The sequence below is a fragment of the Hydrogenophaga sp. PML113 genome (genome assembly GCF_001777155.1).
In the GTDB taxonomy this organism is placed as follows: Bacteria; Pseudomonadota; Gammaproteobacteria; order Burkholderiales; family Burkholderiaceae_C; genus Hydrogenophaga; species Hydrogenophaga borbori.
The window spans coordinates 159496-176043 of the sequence record NZ_MIYM01000009.1; the positions used below are offsets into that span (position 1 = coordinate 159496).

Here is a 16548-nt window from a genome sequence, read left to right on the forward strand (position 1 = left end):
CCGCGGCTCAGCGGTAGAGCCAGCGGCGCGACCACGGCAGCTCCGCCGCCAGCCGGCCCGAGGGACGGCACAGCACCTGGAACAGCGCGATCTGATCGTGCTCGAAGGCCCAGGCACAGCCCGCGAGGTAGACGCGCCAGATGCGCCAGGTCTTTTCGTCCACCATGGCGCGCAGCGCGGCGGCCTTGGCCTCGAAGCGCTCGCTCCACAGCCCGCAGGTGCGCGCGTAGTGGCGGCGCAGGTTCTCGATGTCGAAGGCCTCCAGGCCACCCTCCTGCAGGGTGCGCAGCACGGTGGCGATGTGCGGCAGTTCGCCGTGAGGAAACACGTAGCGCTCGATGAAACTGCCGCCGCCGTTGGCCGTCTCGCCGTCGTTGGCGTCGGTGCTGGTGATGCCATGGTTCATGGCCCAGCCATCGGGCTTGAGCAGCTTTCGGATCTGCTGGAAGTACGGCACCAGGTGCTCCAGGCCCACGTGCTCGAACATGCCCACGCTGGTGATGCGGTCGAAGGGGCCGTCGTTGATGTCGCGGTAGTCCTGCAGGCGGATGTCGATGCGGTCCTGCAGGCCGGCGCGGCGCACGCGCTCGGTGGCCAGCTCGAACTGGTTCTTCGACAGCGTCACGCCCACGCAGTGCGCGCCGAAGCGTTCGGCCGCGCGCAGCACCAGCGCGCCCCAGCCGCAGCCGATGTCGAGCAGGCGCTGGCCCGGTCGCAACTGGACCTTGCGCAGGATGTGGTCGATCTTCTTCTCCTGCGCCTCGTCCAGGCTTTCGTCGCCGTTCTCGAAGTAGGCGCAGGAATAGACCATGTTGTGGTCCAGCCACTCGCCATAGAAGGCGTTGGAGACGTCGTAGTGGTACTGGATGGCCTCGGAATCGGTCTCGCGCGTGTGCCGGAAGCTGCGCTTGATGCGTCCCATCAGGCCGCTCTCGGGCTGGGCGTGGTTGGCCAGGCCGTGCGCCGCCGCCAGCACGTCGCCCAGCGAGCCATCGACGTCGATCAGGCCCTCGACATAGGCGCGGCCCAGGGTGTCGAGGTTGGGGTCGATCAGCAGCGGCAGGCCGCTCGCGTCCTTCACGCGAATGGTGACCTGGGGGCGCTCGAAGCGGCCCAGGTCGATCGGCTCGCCGCCGTCGCGCCAGTACAGCCGCACCGGCAGGTTGACCTTGTCTTGCATGCGCCGTGCCCAGGGCATCAGCGCCATTTCCACGATTGCTCCCATGCAGGACCCCTCCAATGGTGGTATTGACGTCAAGCCAGTCCCGGTTTTACCGAAAAAACCGGCACCGTGAACCACCGATGACAAATCGACACCGGTCGCGGGTGGGCAAAGGCCGTGCCCGGCAAAGGCCCCGGCGGAACTCGGGCGCCGCCACCCGCTCCTACCCGGCGCGCGCAAGCGCCCGACAATCCCTCCCGTCATGACCCTGCTCCTGTCCCTGGCCGCGCGCGCGCGGCGCCTCCTGTTCGCCGCCCTGGGTGGCCTGGCCCTGGGCCTGCCCGCCGCCGTGCCGGCCCAGACCCTCGGCGCCATCATGAGCGCGGCCCCGGCCGGCGTATTCCAATCGGATCAAACACGGGCCGAGTTGCTGGCCCACGCGCCCGACGGCGCCGGCCCCGGACGCACCGTCTGGCTGGGCCTGCGCCTGGACCACGCCCCGCACTGGCACACCTACTGGAAGAACCCCGGCGACTCGGGCCTGCCCACCGAGCTGCGCTGGACCCTGCCCGAGGGCGTGAGCGCGGGCGAGATCCACTGGCCCACGCCGCGCAAATTCCCCATCGGCACCCTGGCCAACTACGGATACGACGGCACGGTGGTGCTGCCCGTCCCGCTGAAGGTGAGCGACAACTTCAGCGGCAATGCCCTGGACGTCAAGCTGCAGGCGAGCTGGCTGGTCTGCCGCCAGGAATGCATCCCCGAAGAGGCCAGCTTCTCCCTGAGCCTGCCGGTCCAGGGCGGCAGCGCCGGGCACGGCGATCTGTTCGCGGCCATGCGCGAGGCCCGGCCGCGTGAGCAGCCCGCCGGCGCCAGCCAGCTCGTGCCCGAGGACGGCTTCCTGCGCGTGGCGCTCGACGGCCTGCCCGCCGCCTGGCGCGGCCGCGACCTGGAGTTCTTCCCCGAGCTGGGCGGCGTGATCGAACCCGGCGCGGCCTGGACCCAGGCCTGGGATGGCGCGCGCTGGACGGCGCGCGTACCGCTCTCGCCGCAGCGCTTCGACAGCCCGGCCAGCATGGACCTGGTGGTGGCACCGGCCCGGCCCGTCGGCGAGGGCCCGGGCGAGCCCGGCGCGCGCCTGGCCGCCGTGCCGGTGCACGGCAGCTGGCCCGCCGCCGCCCCGCTGCCCACGGCCACCGTGCCCGACGCCCTGCAGGCCGCGCTGGACGCCAATGCCGCGCGCGCCTCGGCGGTCCCGCCCGGTGGCGCCACGCCGGCCAGCGCGCTGACCCTGGGCGCGGCCCTGCTGGGCGCGCTCATCGGCGGCCTCATCCTCAACCTCATGCCTTGCGTGTTCCCGGTGCTGGCCATCAAGGTGACGGGCTTCGCCCAACACGGTGGCGACGCGCGCGCCCACCGCGCCCATGGCCTGGCCTACACGGCGGGCGTGGTGCTGTCCTTCCTGGCGCTGGGCGGCCTGCTGCTGGCCCTGCGCGCGGCGGGCGAACAGCTCGGCTGGGGTTTCCAGCTGCAGAGCCCGGCCGTGGTGGCCGCGCTGGCCACGCTGTTCACCCTCATCGGCCTGAACCTCGCGGGCCTGTTCGAGTTCGGCAACGTGCTGCCCAGCCGCTTGGCCACGCTGCAGGCCCGCCACCCCACGGCCGACGCCTTCCTCACCGGCGTGCTGGCCACCGCCGTGGCCTCGCCCTGCACCGCGCCGTTCATGGGCGCCTCGCTGGGCCTGGCCATCGCCCTGCCGGCGCCGCAGGCCCTGGCGATCTTCGGTGTGCTGGGCCTGGGCATGGCCCTGCCCTACCTGCTGGCCAGCGCCGTGCCCGCCGTGGCGCGCGCCCTGCCGCGCCCGGGGCCCTGGATGCAGCGCTTCAAGCAGTTCATGGCCTTCCCCATGTTCGCCACCGTGGTCTGGCTGCTGTGGGTGCTGGGCCAGCAGAGCGGCATCGACGGCGCGGCCGCGCTGCTCATGCTGCTGGTGGCGCTGGCGCTGGCCATCTGGTCCCTGGGCCTGAGCGGCCGGGGGCGGGTGGTGATGGGCGGCCTGTCGCTGGCGGCGCTGCTGGCGCTGGCCGTGGGCATTGGCCCCAGCGTGCTGCGCGCACCCGAGGAAGCCGCCGCCGCGCGCACCGACACCGGAGTGGCCGGCCTGGCCTGGGAGGCCTGGAGCCCGCAGCGCCAGGCCGAGCTGCTGGCGCAGGGCCGTCCGGTGTTCGTGGACTTCACGGCGGCCTGGTGCGTCACCTGCCAGTACAACAAGCGCACCACGCTGGCCGATGCGCGCGTATTGGGCGACGCCGCCGGCAAGAACGTGGCGCTGCTGCGCGCCGATTGGACGCGCCGCGACCCCACGGTGACGCAGGCCCTGGCCGCGCTGGGCCGCAACGGCGTGCCGGTGTACGCGCTCCACAAAACCGGCCAGCCGGTGCAGGTGCTGACCGAGGTGCTGAGCGTGGACGAGGTCCGCGCGGCGCTGGCGGCGCTCTGAGCGCGGCGGACAGCCATTTTTGTGCCCCGGCGCTAGCCTTGCCGGCGTGCTCAGCGGTTTCGCTCGTCGACCTCGCACTGACGGCTGGCGTGGTCCGCGTTCTCCGGCCCACGCTCGCGGGCGCATACATCGGTAGGCCTGCGTTGCTTCATCAACACCGTGCCGGCGCTCAGCCTCTGTGGCAGCCGCGAATGGGGCCTGCGCCCGCGAACCCCACCATCCGTCGAGAGTGACACCCGAGCAGGCCAAGGACATCGGGGTCAGCGAAATCGGGGTCAGATTCCATTTGGCCAGCGATCAACGCTCGAAGGGTGTCCGGTCTTCTTTGGCCGGCCCGCGCGTTTCGGGGACGGCGGTGTGGGTGCCCGGGCGCAGGCCCCATTCGCGGCTGCCACAGAAGCTGAGCGCCGAAGCGGTGTTGATGAAACAACGCAGGCCTACCCAGGTGGTGGACCGCGAGCGTGGGCCGGAGAACGGGCACCCACACCGGCGGCCCATGCGAAGCAGAAGCAGAAGCAGAAGCAGAAGCAGAAGCAGAAGCAGAAGCAGAAGCAGAAGCAGAAGCAGAAGCACGAAGCAAAGAAGCAATAAAACGAGGGGCAAGGGGCAAGAACACCGGCCCCTCGGCCACCACGCCCCCAAGGGGATAATCCCCCGGCCCTTACATACCCCCGCCCGGCATCCAGAGACCCCATGCCCTTTGCCCCCCTGAAGAACGACAGCTTCCTGCGCGCCTGCCTGCGCCAGTCCACCGACCACACCCCCGTGTGGCTCATGCGCCAGGCCGGCCGCTACCTGCCCGAGTACCGCGCCACGCGCGCCCAGGCCGGCAGCTTCATGGGCCTGGCCACCAACGTCGACCACGCCACCGAGGTCACCCTGCAGCCGCTGGAACGCTACCCGCTCGACGCCGCCATCCTCTTCTCCGACATCCTCACCGTGCCCGACGCCATGGGCCTGGGCCTGTCCTTCGCGATCGGCGAAGGCCCCAAGTTCGAAAAAACCGTGCGCACCGAGGCCGACGTCGCCGCGCTGGCCGTGCCCGACATGGACAAGCTGCGCTACGTCTTCGACGCCGTCACCTCCATCCGCACGGCCCTGGACGGCCGCGTGCCCCTGATCGGCTTTTCCGGCAGCCCCTGGACCCTGGCCTGCTACATGGTCGAAGGCGGCGGCTCCGACGACTACCGCCTGGTCAAGTCGCTCATGTACTCGCGGCCCGACCTGATGCACCGCATCCTCGCCACCAACGCCGACGCCGTGGCCGTCTACCTGAACGCGCAAATCGAGGCCGGCGCGCAGGCGGTGATGATCTTCGACAGCTGGGGCGGCGTGCTCGCCGACGGCGCCTTCCAGGCCTTCAGCCTCGCCTACACGAAACGCGTGCTCTCGCAATTGAAGCGCGAGCACGAAGGCGCCACCATCCCGCGCATCGTCTTCACCAAAGGCGGCGGGCTGTGGCTGGACGACATGAAGTTGCTCGACTGCGAGGTGCTGGGCCTGGACTGGACCGTCTCGCTGGCCCGCGCGCGCGCGCAGGTGGGCGAAGGCCCCGGGGCCAAGGCCCTGCAAGGCAACATCGACCCCAACGTGCTGTTCGCCCCGCCCGCGGCCATCGAGGCCGAGGTGGTCAAGGTGCTGGAGAGCTTCGGCCGCCCGCACACGGGCCCGGGCACCGGCCCCACGCACATCTTCAACCTGGGCCACGGCATCAGCCAGCACACCCCGCCCGAGCACGTGAGCGCGCTGGTCGACACCGTGCATTCGCATTCGCGCCGGCTGCGCCAGACGGCCTGATGGCGCGGCGGAACACGCTCCCATTTCAGGAGTGCGACGACCGGCGGCCCCGTGTCATCAACCCGTCACCGCGGCCCGCATAGCACAAAAAAGGCCACAAAAAGCGCTTGACAGGCGCCAGTTATGCACAAAATTTGTGCTGCGGTGCGCCATCCCTCGCGGGGCCCGTGGGCCAGCGGCCCACCCCAGGGGTTGCTCCGTAAGTTATTGATTCATAAGCGCTTTGTCAGATGCCTTTTTTTGAGGCAGTTTAAGCAAAGCCTTGATTTGCAAGGGCTGCGGGCCGACACGGGCACACTATCAACAAAGTTATCCACAGAAGCGTTGGATATGTCCGCCAAGGCTTTCACATCAAGCACTTAGCGGCGATTTCGCCGACGAACGTGAGGAACTACCGCTAAACATGTGTCACTGGCCCGCCGTGGTCGTGGCCACCCCCGCGCACAGCGGGGTGGGCGACGCCCTGAGCTACCGCAGCGAACGCGCCCTGGCGCCCGGCACGCTGGTGCGCGTGCCCCTGGGCGCGCGCGAGGTCCTGGGCATCGTGTGGCGCAACGACGACGCGCCGCCCGAGGGCCTCGCCGAGGGACAGGCGCGCGAGGTGGCCCAGGTGCTGGACGCCCTGCCCCCGCTGGACGCCGCCTGGCGAGACCTGGTGGGCTTCGCGGCGCGCTACTACCAGCGGGCCCTGGGCGAGGTGGCCCTGGCCGCGCTGCCGCCGCCGCTGCGTGATCTGGACCCCACGCAGCTGGCGCGCCGGCTCAAGCGCCCCGCGCGCGCCGCGCCGGCCGCCGTGGACCCCGACAGCGCCCGCACGCTCACGCCCGAGCAGGCCGCCGCGCTGGAGGCCCTGGCCGCCGCCGACACCGCCCCCGCCCTGCTGTTCGGCGCCACCGGCAGCGGCAAGACCGAGGTCTACCTGCAGGCCACCGCGCGCACCCTGGCGGCGGACGCCGACGCCCAGGCCCTGATCCTGGTGCCCGAGATCAACCTCACGCCCCAGCTGGAGGCGCGTTTCCGCGCCCGCTTCGGCGACGAGGCCGTGGTCTGCCTGCACAGTGGCATGACACCCGCGCAGCGCCTGGCGGCCTGGATCGCCGCGCACACCGGGCGTGCGCGCATCGTGCTGGGCACGCGGCTGGCGGTGTTCGCCAGCCTGCCCGGCCTGCGGCTGGTCGTGGTCGACGAGGAGCACGACCCCAGCTACAAGAGCCAGGACGGCGCGCGCTACTCGGCGCGCGACCTCGCCATCTACCGCGGCAAATTGCAGAACGCGCGCGTGCTGCTGGGCTCGGCCACGCCCTCGCTGGAGAGCTGGCACGCCAGCGAGCAGGGCCGCTACCGGCGCCTGGCCATGGCCGCGCGCATCGGCGGTGGCGCGCTGCCGCGCCTGCGCCTGGTCGACATGAACCACCAGCCCAAGGGCGCGCTGATCGCGCCGCCGCTGCTGGCGGCCATGGGTGAGCGCATCGTGCGCGGCGAGCAGTGCCTGGTGCTGATCAACCGGCGCGGCTACGCGCCCGTGCTCGCCTGCCACGCCTGCGGCTGGAAAAGCGGCTGCCCCCACTGCAGCGCCTACCGCGTCTTCCACAAGCTGGACCGCACCCTGCGCTGCCACCACTGCGGCTTCACCCAGCGCGTGCCGCGCGCCTGCCCGGACTGCGGCAACCTCGACATCGAGCCCGTGGGCCGCGGCACCGAGCAGGTGGAGGAGCAACTCGCCGGCCTGCTGGCGGACGTGAAGCGCCCCGATGGCGGCCCGGTGCGCGTGGCTCGCATGGACGCCGACACTACCAAGGCCAAGGGCAGCCTGGAGGCGCAGCTGGCCGCCCTGCACGCGGGCGAGGTCGACGTGCTGGTGGGCACGCAGATGATCGCCAAGGGACACGACTTCCGCCGCATCACGCTGGTGGCCGCCGTGCAGCCCGACGCCGCGCTGTTCGCCGCCGACCACCGCGCGCCCGAGCGCCTGTTCGCGCTGCTGATGCAGGCCGGCGGGCGCGCCGGGCGCGACGCCGCGCACAGCGGCGCGGCCGAGCTCTGGGTGCAGACCTGGAACCCCGAACACCCGCTGTTCGCGCACCTGCGCACGCACGACTTCGCCGCCTTCGCCAGCGGCGAGCTGGCCGAGCGCGAGGCGGCCGGCATGCCGCCCTTCGCGCACCAGGCGCTGCTGCGCGCCGATGCGCGCACGCAGGAGGCCGCGCAGGCCTTCCTGAACGCGGCCGCCGCCGCCACGCAGGACCTGCCGCACCGCGAGGCGGTGACCCTGTTCCCGGCGGTGCCGCTCACCATCCAGCGCGTGGCCAATGTGGAGCGCGCGCAGCTGCTGGTGGAAAGCCCGTCGCGCGCCGCGCTGCAGCGCTTCCTGGCCGCCTGGCAACCGGTGCTGCTGCAATGCCGCGGCCTGCCCGAGGCACGCGGCCTGATCCGCTTCGCGGTGGACGTGGACCCGCTGTCCCTATGAGCGCCGCCGGGCCGTTCCCAAGGCGCTCGGCCTCGGCGCGCGCGGCGCGCAGGGGCGTCCTATGAGCCGCTGATGACCTCCAGCGGCGCGATAGCGCACAGGGCCTCCACCGTCATCACCACGTCGCGGATCTTGAACGGCTGCAGCAGCAGCCGGCGGATGCCCAGGGCCTTGAGGCGGCGCACCGTGTCGGCGTCGGCGCTGGCGGTCATCACGGACACGGGCATCTCCGGCCGCGCCTCGCGCAGCCGCTCGATCAGGGCCACCGCGGCCTCGCCCTCGGCCAGCGACAGCAGCAGCGCGTCCATGCGCTGGGCCTGCAGCATCTGCTGTCCGATGGCCAGGCTGGCGGCCTGGTGCACTTGCGCCAGGTCCAGGCCGCGGCAGACACTGGCCACGGTGCTGCGCACCATGTTGTCGGGCTCGACCAGCAGCAGCTGCGGCAGGTTGCCCTGCACGGAGGTGACGGTCATGAGGCGACCTCCTCGCGGCGCACCAGCTCTTCGACCACGAGGTCGCGCAGCGAGCACAGGATGGCCAGGCCCACGCGGTCGATCTGGCGCGGCCGGCGGTCCATGAGGCACAGCGCCCCCAGCGCCATGCCGTACGGCATGCGCAACACGGCGCCGGCATAGAAGCGCACCCAGGGTGGCCCGTTCACCATCGGGTTGTCGCGAAAGCGCGGGTCTTTCAGCGCGTCGGGCACCACCAGCGTCTGCCGCTCCAGGATGGCGTGGCCACAGAAGGAGAGGTCGCGCGGCGTTTCGGCCGCCTCGAAGCCGAAGCTGGACTTGGCCCACTGCCGGTCGCGATCGACCAGCGAGACGCTGGCCATCGGCACCTCGAACTCGCTCATGGCGAAGCGCGTGATGCGGTCAAAACGTTCTTCGGGCGGCGTGTCGAGAATGAGGAGTTCGCGCAAGGCCTTCAGGCGCGCATCCTCGTCGGCGGGAACCGGCGCAGCGATCATCTGGGGTCTCCTGGGCGAACCGTCGCCCGAGCCCTCTGTATCGACAGCATGCCTACCTTCTGAAGCCTCCTTTTGATGCTTTCGTTGTGAAAAGGTAAGCCGAAAGAAGGAAACCCCGCGGGCGCCAGGCACCCGCGGGGCTTCAGGAACGCACCGACAGGCGCGCGCTCAGGCCAGGTCGAAACGGTCCAGGTTCATCACCTTGACCCAGGCGGCCACGAAGTCCTTGACGAACTTGTCCTTGCCGTCGGCGCTGGCGTAGACCTCGGCCAGGGCGCGCAGCACCGAGTGCGAGCCGAACACCAGGTCGACGCGGCTGCCGGTCCACTTCACCGCGCCCGTCTTGCGGTCGCGGCCCTCGAAGTGCTCACCCGCCGGCCCCCAGGCCGTGGCCATGTCGAGCAGGTTGACGAAGAAGTCGTTCGTCAGCGTGCCCGGCCTGGCGGTGAACACCCCGAGCTTGCCGCCGTCGAAGTTGGCGCCCAGCACGCGCAGGCCGCCGACCAGCGCCGTCATCTCCGGCGCGGTGAGCGTGAGCAGCTGGGCCTTGTCGACCAGCAGGTGCTCGGCCGGCACCTCGGAGCGGGCCTTGAGGTAGTTGCGGAAGCCGTCGGCGAACGGCTCCAGGTACGAGAAAGACTCGACGTCGGTCTGCTCGGCCGTGGCGTCCACCCGGCCCGGCGCGAAGGGCACCTCCAGCGGGGTGCCGGCGGCCTTGGCGGCCAGCTCGATGCCCACGCCGCCGGCCAGCACGATCACGTCGGCCAGCGAGAGCTTGCCGCTGGCTTTCTGGATGGCCTCCAGCCGGGGCAGGGTCTTGGCCGCGACGGCGTTGACGGCCCAGTCCTTCTGCGGCGCCAGGCGGATGCGCGCGCCGTTGGCGCCGCCGCGCTTGTCACCGCCGCGGAAGGTGGAGGCCGAGGCCCAGGCCGTGGCCACCAGGTCGGACACGGGAATGCCCGCGGCGGCGATCTTGGCCTTGGCGTCGGCGATGTCGGCCGCCGTGGGCTTGTGCGTGGGCGCTGGCAGCGGGTCCTGCCAGATCAGGTCTTCCTTCGGCACCTCGGGGCCCAGGTAGCGCGACTTCGGTCCCAGGTCACGGTGCGTCAGCTTGAACCAGGCGCGCGCGTAGGCGTCGGCGAAGGCCTGCGGGTCGTTGAGGAACCTGCGCGAGATCTTCTCGTAGGCCGGGTCGAAGCGCAGCGACAGGTCGGTCGTCAGCATGGTGGGCTTGCGCTTGGGCGAGTCGGGCGTGGGGCCGGGGATGATGGCCTCGGCGTCCTTGGCCTCCCACTGGATGGCGCCGGCCGGGCTCTTGGTCTTCACCCACTCGTACTTGAAGAGGAACTGGAAGAAGTCGTTGCTCCAGCGCACCGGGGTGCTGGTCCAGGTGACCTCCAGCCCCGAGGTGATGGTGTCCTTGCCCTTGCCGGTGCCGAACTTGTTCTCCCAGCCGAAGCCCTGGGCCTCCAGCGCGGCGGCCTCGGGCTCGAGCCCGACGTTGCTGGCCGGTCCCGCGCCGTGGGTCTTGCCCAGCGTGTGGCCGCCGGCGATCAGCGCCACGGTTTCCTCGTCGTCCATGGCCATGCGCTTGAAGGTCTCGCGGATGTCCTTGGCCGCCGCGAGCGGGTCGCCGTTACCGTCCGGGCCCTCGGGGTTGACGTAGATCAGGCCCATCTGCACGGCGCCCAGCGGGTTCTCCAGGTCGCGCTCGCCGGGCTTGTTGTGCGCGTAGCGGCTGTTGGGCGTGTTGCTGCCGGCCAGCCAGGTGGTCTCCTTGCCCCAGTACACGTCCTGATCGGGCTCCCACACGTCCTCGCGGCCGGCGGCGAAACCGAAGGTGCGGAAACCCGAGTTCTCCAGAGCCACGTTGCCGGCCAGGACCATCAGGTCACCCCAGGAGATCTTCTGGCCGTACTTCTGCTTGATGGGCCACAGCAGGCGGCGGGCCTTGTCCAGGCTGACGTTGTCGGGCCAGGAGTTCAGCGGCGCGAAGCGCTGCTGGCCGCGCCCGGCGCCGCCACGGCCGTCGCCCACACGGTAGGTGCCGGCGGCGTGCCAGGCCATGCGCACCATCAGGCCGGCGTAGTTGCCGAAGTCGGCCGGCCACCAGTCCTGCGAGTCCGTCATCAGCTGGTTGAGATCGGCCTTGAGGGCCTTGTAGTCGAGCTTCTTGAATTCCTCGGCGTAGTTGAAGGCGGCGCCCAAGGGGTTGGACCGGTTGGAGTGCTGGTTCAGCAGGTCCAGGCGCAGCTGGTTGGGCCACCAGTCCTTGTTGGACGTGCCGCCGCCAGCGGCGGGGTGGAAGGGGCACTTGGCTTCTGACATCGTGGTCTCCTGGTGGGGGTTGGTGTGGGTCGCGCGGGGCGGCGGTGAGCTCAGTGCGCCAGGGGGAGGCAGGCGAGGCGCTCGATCCATTGCGCGAAGGCGCTGCCTGGCGAAGGGGTGGTGCTCATGGTGCAACTCCTCGATGCGACCGACGCATTCTGGTCAGGCCGTCGGGCCAAGTCCACCCAATAGATTGAATGTTATCGATAGCTCATGACTATCGGTAAGCACCTCCCGCCCGGAATGCCCCAGGCCGGGTCCCCAATCGCTCAGCCCCGCCGGGCGCAGCACGGCGGGCGTCCCGTGAGCGCCGCTTCAGGTCAGCAGCGTGACGGCGCCCGAGAAGGTGAGGAAGGCCGCCGCGGTGGTGACCAGGATGATGCGGGCGATGCGCCCGTTGTCGGCGCCGAAGCGCTCGGCCAGCAGCGAGACGTTGCTGGCGCTGGGCAGGGCCGCGGTGAGCACCATCACCGTGAGCGCGGCCGTGGACAGGCCCAGGCCCAGGCGGATCGCCACCAGGCCCGTGCCCAGCACCAGCAGCGGGTGCACAACGAGCTTCATCACCGCCACCGGCAGGTAGTCGCTGATGGGCATGGGGTGATTGGCCGTCATCTGCGCGCGCGCCAGCACGGCGCCGATGGTGAACAGCGCCACCGGCGAGGCCGCGTCGGCCAGCAGCCAGACGGTCTTCTCCACCGGCACCGGCAGGCGGAAGGCCCAGGCCGAGGCCACGCCGCCCAGGCCGATGGCCCAGGGCATGGGGTTGGTGAGCACGCCGCGCAGCGCCTTGCGCGCGGCGCCGAACACGGCGGCGCGGCCGCTGCCGCCGGCCCCGTCGAGGCGCGACAGCGCGATGCACAGCGAACTGGTGACCACCATGTCCACCACCATGGTGAGGATCACCGTGCCGGCGGCCGTATCGCCCAGCAGGGCCACGATGAGGGGCACGCCCATGAAGCCCGAGTTGGGAAAGGCCGCCACCAGCGCGCCGAAGGCGGCGTCGTTCCAGCGGATGCGCGGGTTCAGCGTGAAGGCGATGGTGGCCGCCACCACCACCAGCCCGCACAGCAGGTACAGGCCGGCGACGCGGGCGTCGAGCAGCTGCGCGATCGGCGTGGTGGAGCCGAAGCGGTACAGCATGCAGGGCAGCGCGAAGAACAGCACGAAGCCGTTGAGCCCGGGAATGGCCTCCAGCGGCAGCAGGCGCCGCCGCGCGGCCAGGTAGCCGGCGAGCACGAGCGCGAAGAAGGGGAAGGTGACCAGCAGGACGTGCAGCACGGGCGGGATTGTGTCAGCCCATCGGCGGGCCGCGGATGGTGCTGACCCGGGCGCGACACCCCCGGCCGCTATGATCCCCCGCTTTGCCTCGCTGCCTCCCATGTCCGCCGGTCTGAACCTCGCCCAGCTTGAAGCCGTGAACCACCTGGGCGGGCCCTGTCTGGTGCTGGCGGGGGCCGGGTCGGGCAAGACGCGCGTGATCACGCACAAGATCGCGCGGCTGATCCAGGCCGGGCTGGAGGCCAACCGCATCGCGGCCATCACCTTCACCAACAAGGCCGCGGCCGAGATGCGCGAGCGCGCCGGCCACCTGGTGGGGCGCGAGGCCAAGAAGGTGCTGGTGTGCACCTTCCACGCCCTGGGCGTGCGCCTGCTGCGCGAGGACGGCGAGGTGCTGGGCCTGAAGAAGCAGTTCAGCATCCTCGACACCGACGACATCACCAGCCTGCTCAAGGACTGCGGCACCACCACCGACGCCGCCACCGCGCGCCAGTGGCAGTGGACCATCAGCGCCTGGAAGAGCGCCGGCCTGAACGGCGCCGCCGCGCTGGCCCAGGCGCGCGACGAGCACGAGCGCACCACGGCGCTGATCATGCAGCGCTACGAGGAGCGCCTGGTGGCCTACCAGGCGGTGGACTTCGACGACCTCATCGCCCTGCCGCTCAAGCTGCTGGGCGAGCACGCCGAGGTGCGCGAGAAGTGGCAGAAGAAGATGGGCCACGTGCTGGTGGACGAGTACCAGGACACCAACGCCACGCAGTACGAGCTGCTCAAGCTGCTGGTGGGCGAGCGCGCGCGCTTCACCGCCGTGGGCGACGACGACCAGTCCATCTACGGCTGGCGCGGCGCCACGCTGGACAACCTCAAGCGCCTGCCGCAGGACTTCCCCGAGCTCAAGGTCATCAAGCTGGAGCAGAACTACCGCTCCACCAGCGCCATCCTGCGCGCGGCCAACAACGTCATCGGCCCCAACCCCAAGCTCTTCCCCAAGACGCTGTGGAGCGAACTGGGCGAGGGCGAGCCGGTGCGCGTGGTGGACGCCGACAACGAGGAGCACGAGGCCGAGCGCGCGGTGGCGCGCATCCAGAGCCTGCGCGCCAACTCCCCCCACAAGGAGTGGCGCGACTTCGCCATCCTCTACCGCGCCAACCACCAGGCGCGCACCTTCGAGCAGTCATTGCGCAAGGCGCAGATCCCCTACAAGGTGTCGGGCGGCCAGAGCTTCTTCGACAAGGCCGAGATCCGCGACCTCTGCGCCTGGCTGCGCCTGCTCACCAACAACAACGACGACCCGGCCTTCCTGCGCTCGGCCACCACGCCCAAGCGCGGCATCGGCCACACCACGCTGCAGCAGCTGGGCAACTTCGCCACGCAGTACAAGCTGAGCCTGTTCGAGGCCCTGTTCTCGCACTCGCTGCCCAGCGCGGTGTCCAACCGCGCCATCGGCGCGCTGCACGAGTTCGGCCGCCAGGTGAACGACCTGGAGTACCGCGCGCGGCACACCGTCGGGCACGAGGCCGCCAAGGCCTTCCTCACCGAATGGCTCAAGGACATCGGCTACGAGCAGCACCTGTACGACAACGAGGACAACGAGAAGGTGGCCGCCGCGCGCTGGACCAACGTGATGGAGTTCTGCGACTGGGTGGCCGGGCGCTGCGGCGGAAAGGTCGAGGACGAGGCCGGCGCCACCACCGAGACCGAACGCAAGACCCTGCTCGAGGTCGTGCAGACCATCGCCCTGATCTCCACCCTGTCCGAGCGCGAGCAGGACCAGAACGTGGTGACGCTGTCCACCCTGCACGCGTCCAAGGGCCTGGAATGGCCGCACGTGACGCTGGCCGGCGTGAACGAAGGCCTGCTGCCCTTCAAGGTGGACGACGACGAGCTGAGCGGCGAGGTGCAGCAGCAGCGCATCCAGGAGGAGCGCCGGCTGATGTACGTGGGCATCACGCGCGCGCAGCGCACGCTGGCCGTGAGCTGGCTCAAGCGCCGCAAGAAGGGCCGCGAGAGCGTGCCCGGCGCGGCCAGCCGCTTCATCGCCGAGATGGCGCTGGACAAGGCCACCGTGAAGGAAGACCCGCGCGAAAAGCTCAAGGCCCTGCGCGCGGAGTTCGCCAAGCGCGCGCAGGACGGCAGCGCCGAACAGAAGGCGACGGCCTGATGCGGCGCGCGCTGACCACCCTCGCGCTGGGCCTGCTGCCGGCCTGGGCGACCGCGCAGGCCCCGGCCACCTGCACCGTGCCCGACCAGTTGCCGCCGGCGCGCCTGAGCGGCGAGTGGAGCGCCCACTTCTGGGACGAGGGCGGATCGCCCGAGCGCCCGCGCGACAGCGGCGTGCTGCACCTGGAGCGCCACCCCGAATACGCAGGCAGCGTGCGCGGGGAGCTGCGGCGCGGCACCGGCGAGCGGGTGCGCCGCTCCATCGTGTCGGGCGACGTCACCGACGGCGAGTTCCACTTCGACGAGTCCGACGACGGCGTCGGCATGGCGGCGGTGTGGAGCGGCGTGGCCGAGGACTGCGGCGGACGCCTCATCATCACCGGCACGCGCCGCCCCAGCGAGACCGCCCGCGCGCCCGAGCCGGCGCTGCGGTTCCGGCTGGAAAAGGCCCCAGGCTGGCGCTGATGCGTCGGGCCGCCTCAGGCGGCCCGCCACATCAGACCACGCCCTGCGCCAGCATGGCGTCGGCCACCTTCACGAAGCCGGCGATGTTGGCGCCGTCGATGTAGCTCACGCGGCCATCGGCGCGGCGGCCGTGCCGCACGCAGGCCGTGTGGATGCCCTGCATGATCTGCAGCAGGCGGCCGTCGACCTCCTCGCGCGGCCAGGACAGGCGCAGCGCGTTCTGGCTCATCTCCAGGCCCGAGGTGGCCACGCCACCCGCGTTGCTGGCCTTGCCCGGCGCGAACAGCACGCCCGCGGCCTCGAAGGCGGTGGCCGCGGCGATGGTCGAGGGCATGTTGGCGCCCTCGGCCACGCACTTCACGCCGTTGGCGATCAGCGTGGCGGCGTCGTGCTCGTCCAGCTCGTTCTGCGTGGCGCAGGGCAGGGCCACGTCCACCGGCACGTGCCAGGGGCGCTTGCCGGCCTCGAAGTGCGCGCCGGTGCGCTCGGCGTAGTCGCTGACGCGGCCGAAGTGGTGGTTCTTCACGTCCATCAGCACGGCCAGCTTGTCGGGCGAGAAGCCGTCCTCGTCGACGATGGTGCCGCTGGAGTCGGACACGGTGACCACCTTGGCGCCCAGGGCCATGGCCTTCTCCACCGCGTACTGGGCCACGTTGCCCGAGCCCGACACCGACACGCGCATGCCCTGGAAGGACATGCCCTTGGTCTTGAGCATTTCCTCGGCGAAGTACACCGTGCCGTAGCCCGTGGCCTCGGGGCGGATCAGCGAGCCGCCGTAGCTCAGGCCCTTGCCGGTGAACACGCAGTCGGCGCGGTTGCTGAGCTTCTTGGCCATGCCGGCCATGAAGCCCACCTCGCGCCCGCCCACGCCGATGTCGCCGGCGGGCACGTCGGTGTCCGAGCCGACGTGGCGGAACAGCTCGCTCACGAAGGCCTGGCAGAAGCGCATCACCTCGCCCGGGCTGCGGCCCTTGGGATCGAAGTCGGAGCCGCCCTTGCCGCCGCCCATGGGCAGGGTGGTGAGCGCGTTCTTGAAGGTCTGCTCGAAGGCCAGGAACTTCAGCACCGACAGGTTGACCGAGGGGTGGAAGCGCAGGCCACCCTTGTACGGGCCAATGGCCATGCTGTGCTGGATGCGGTAGCCGCGGTTGACCTGCACCTGGCCGTGGTCGTCGACCCAGGACACGCGAAACATCACCACCCGCTCGGGCTCCACCAGGCGTTCCAGCAAGCTGTGCTCGGCGTATTTGGGGTGCTGGGCGATGAAGGGCCATAGGCTCTCCATCACCTCGGTCACGGCCTGAAGGAACTCAGGCTGGCCAGGGTTGCGCTCGGCGACGGTGTGCAGGAACTGCTCGGCGGACGTGTACTTCACGGTGATTCCAAAATGGTGCGTTGGATAGAAAAACGCACCATTTTGC

General features: G+C 70.8%; 11 protein-coding genes. 5 read left to right on the plus strand and 6 right to left on the minus strand.

The features are described from left to right. Positions 1-7: 7 nt before the first annotated feature. The gene (locus BHU06_RS17390) at positions 8-1225 is read right to left on the minus strand and encodes a cyclopropane-fatty-acyl-phospholipid synthase family protein (protein WP_139147097.1); all 1218 of its coding nucleotides are present in this window, start codon (positions 1223-1225) and stop codon (positions 8-10) included. A 199-nt stretch (positions 1226-1424) separates the two neighbouring features. Between BHU06_RS17390 and BHU06_RS17395 the strand changes: the two genes are divergently transcribed. The 3 genes from BHU06_RS17395 (at position 1425) to priA (ending at position 7926) form a co-directional block, all read left to right on the plus strand. Continuing rightward, positions 1425-3662 carry a protein-disulfide reductase DsbD gene (locus BHU06_RS17395; RefSeq protein WP_070400463.1) on the plus strand — a complete coding sequence of 746 codons (2238 nt, stop codon included), beginning with the start codon at positions 1425-1427 and terminating at the stop codon, positions 3660-3662. Positions 3663-4355: 693 nt separating this feature from the next. After that, positions 4356-5459, plus strand: coding sequence for a uroporphyrinogen decarboxylase (gene hemE / locus BHU06_RS17400; RefSeq protein WP_070400464.1), 1104 nt, complete (start codon positions 4356-4358; stop codon positions 5457-5459). Between the two features lie 403 nt (positions 5460-5862). Further along, positions 5863-7926 (plus strand): primosomal protein N', encoded by a 2064-nt coding sequence (priA, locus tag BHU06_RS17405; protein ID WP_070400465.1) that lies wholly within the window; start codon positions 5863-5865, stop codon positions 7924-7926. Between the two features lie 59 nt (positions 7927-7985). On the opposite strand, the gene BHU06_RS17410 is transcribed toward priA, so the two are convergent. From BHU06_RS17410 to BHU06_RS17425, 4 genes are all read right to left on the minus strand, one after another. Continuing rightward, entirely contained in the window at positions 7986-8399 is a 414-nt protein-coding gene (locus tag BHU06_RS17410) for a response regulator (protein WP_070400466.1), read from the minus strand. Next, complete coding sequence (locus BHU06_RS17415) at positions 8396-8896, minus strand: GAF domain-containing protein (protein WP_070400467.1); 501 nt, start codon at positions 8894-8896, stop codon at positions 8396-8398. The genes BHU06_RS17410 and BHU06_RS17415 overlap by 4 nt, the downstream gene beginning before the upstream one ends. 168 nt (positions 8897-9064) lie before the next feature. After that, positions 9065-11224: a catalase/peroxidase HPI gene (katG, locus tag BHU06_RS17420; RefSeq protein WP_070400468.1), complete on the minus strand. Its 2160-nt coding sequence runs from the start codon at positions 11222-11224 to the stop codon at positions 9065-9067. A gap of 315 nt (positions 11225-11539) precedes the next feature. Continuing rightward, entirely contained in the window at positions 11540-12502 is a 963-nt protein-coding gene (locus BHU06_RS17425) for an AEC family transporter (RefSeq protein ID WP_070400469.1), read from the minus strand. Between the two features lie 100 nt (positions 12503-12602). Between BHU06_RS17425 and BHU06_RS17430 the strand changes: the two genes are divergently transcribed. Together BHU06_RS17430 and BHU06_RS17435 are read left to right on the plus strand one after the other, a co-directional pair. Continuing rightward, the gene (locus BHU06_RS17430) at positions 12603-14663 is read left to right on the plus strand and encodes an ATP-dependent helicase (protein WP_070400470.1); all 2061 of its coding nucleotides are present in this window, start codon (positions 12603-12605) and stop codon (positions 14661-14663) included. Continuing rightward, positions 14663-15127 carry a hypothetical protein gene (locus tag BHU06_RS17435; protein WP_070400471.1) on the plus strand — a complete coding sequence of 155 codons (465 nt, stop codon included), beginning with the start codon at positions 14663-14665 and terminating at the stop codon, positions 15125-15127. Before BHU06_RS17430 ends, BHU06_RS17435 begins: the two co-directional genes overlap by 1 nt. Positions 15128-15158: 31 nt before the next feature. Here BHU06_RS17435 and gdhA read toward each other — a convergent pair whose 3' ends face one another. Next, positions 15159-16502 carry an NADP-specific glutamate dehydrogenase gene (gene gdhA, locus BHU06_RS17440; protein WP_070400472.1) on the minus strand — a complete coding sequence of 448 codons (1344 nt, stop codon included), beginning with the start codon at positions 16500-16502 and terminating at the stop codon, positions 15159-15161. Between the last annotated feature and the right edge of the window lie 46 nt (positions 16503-16548).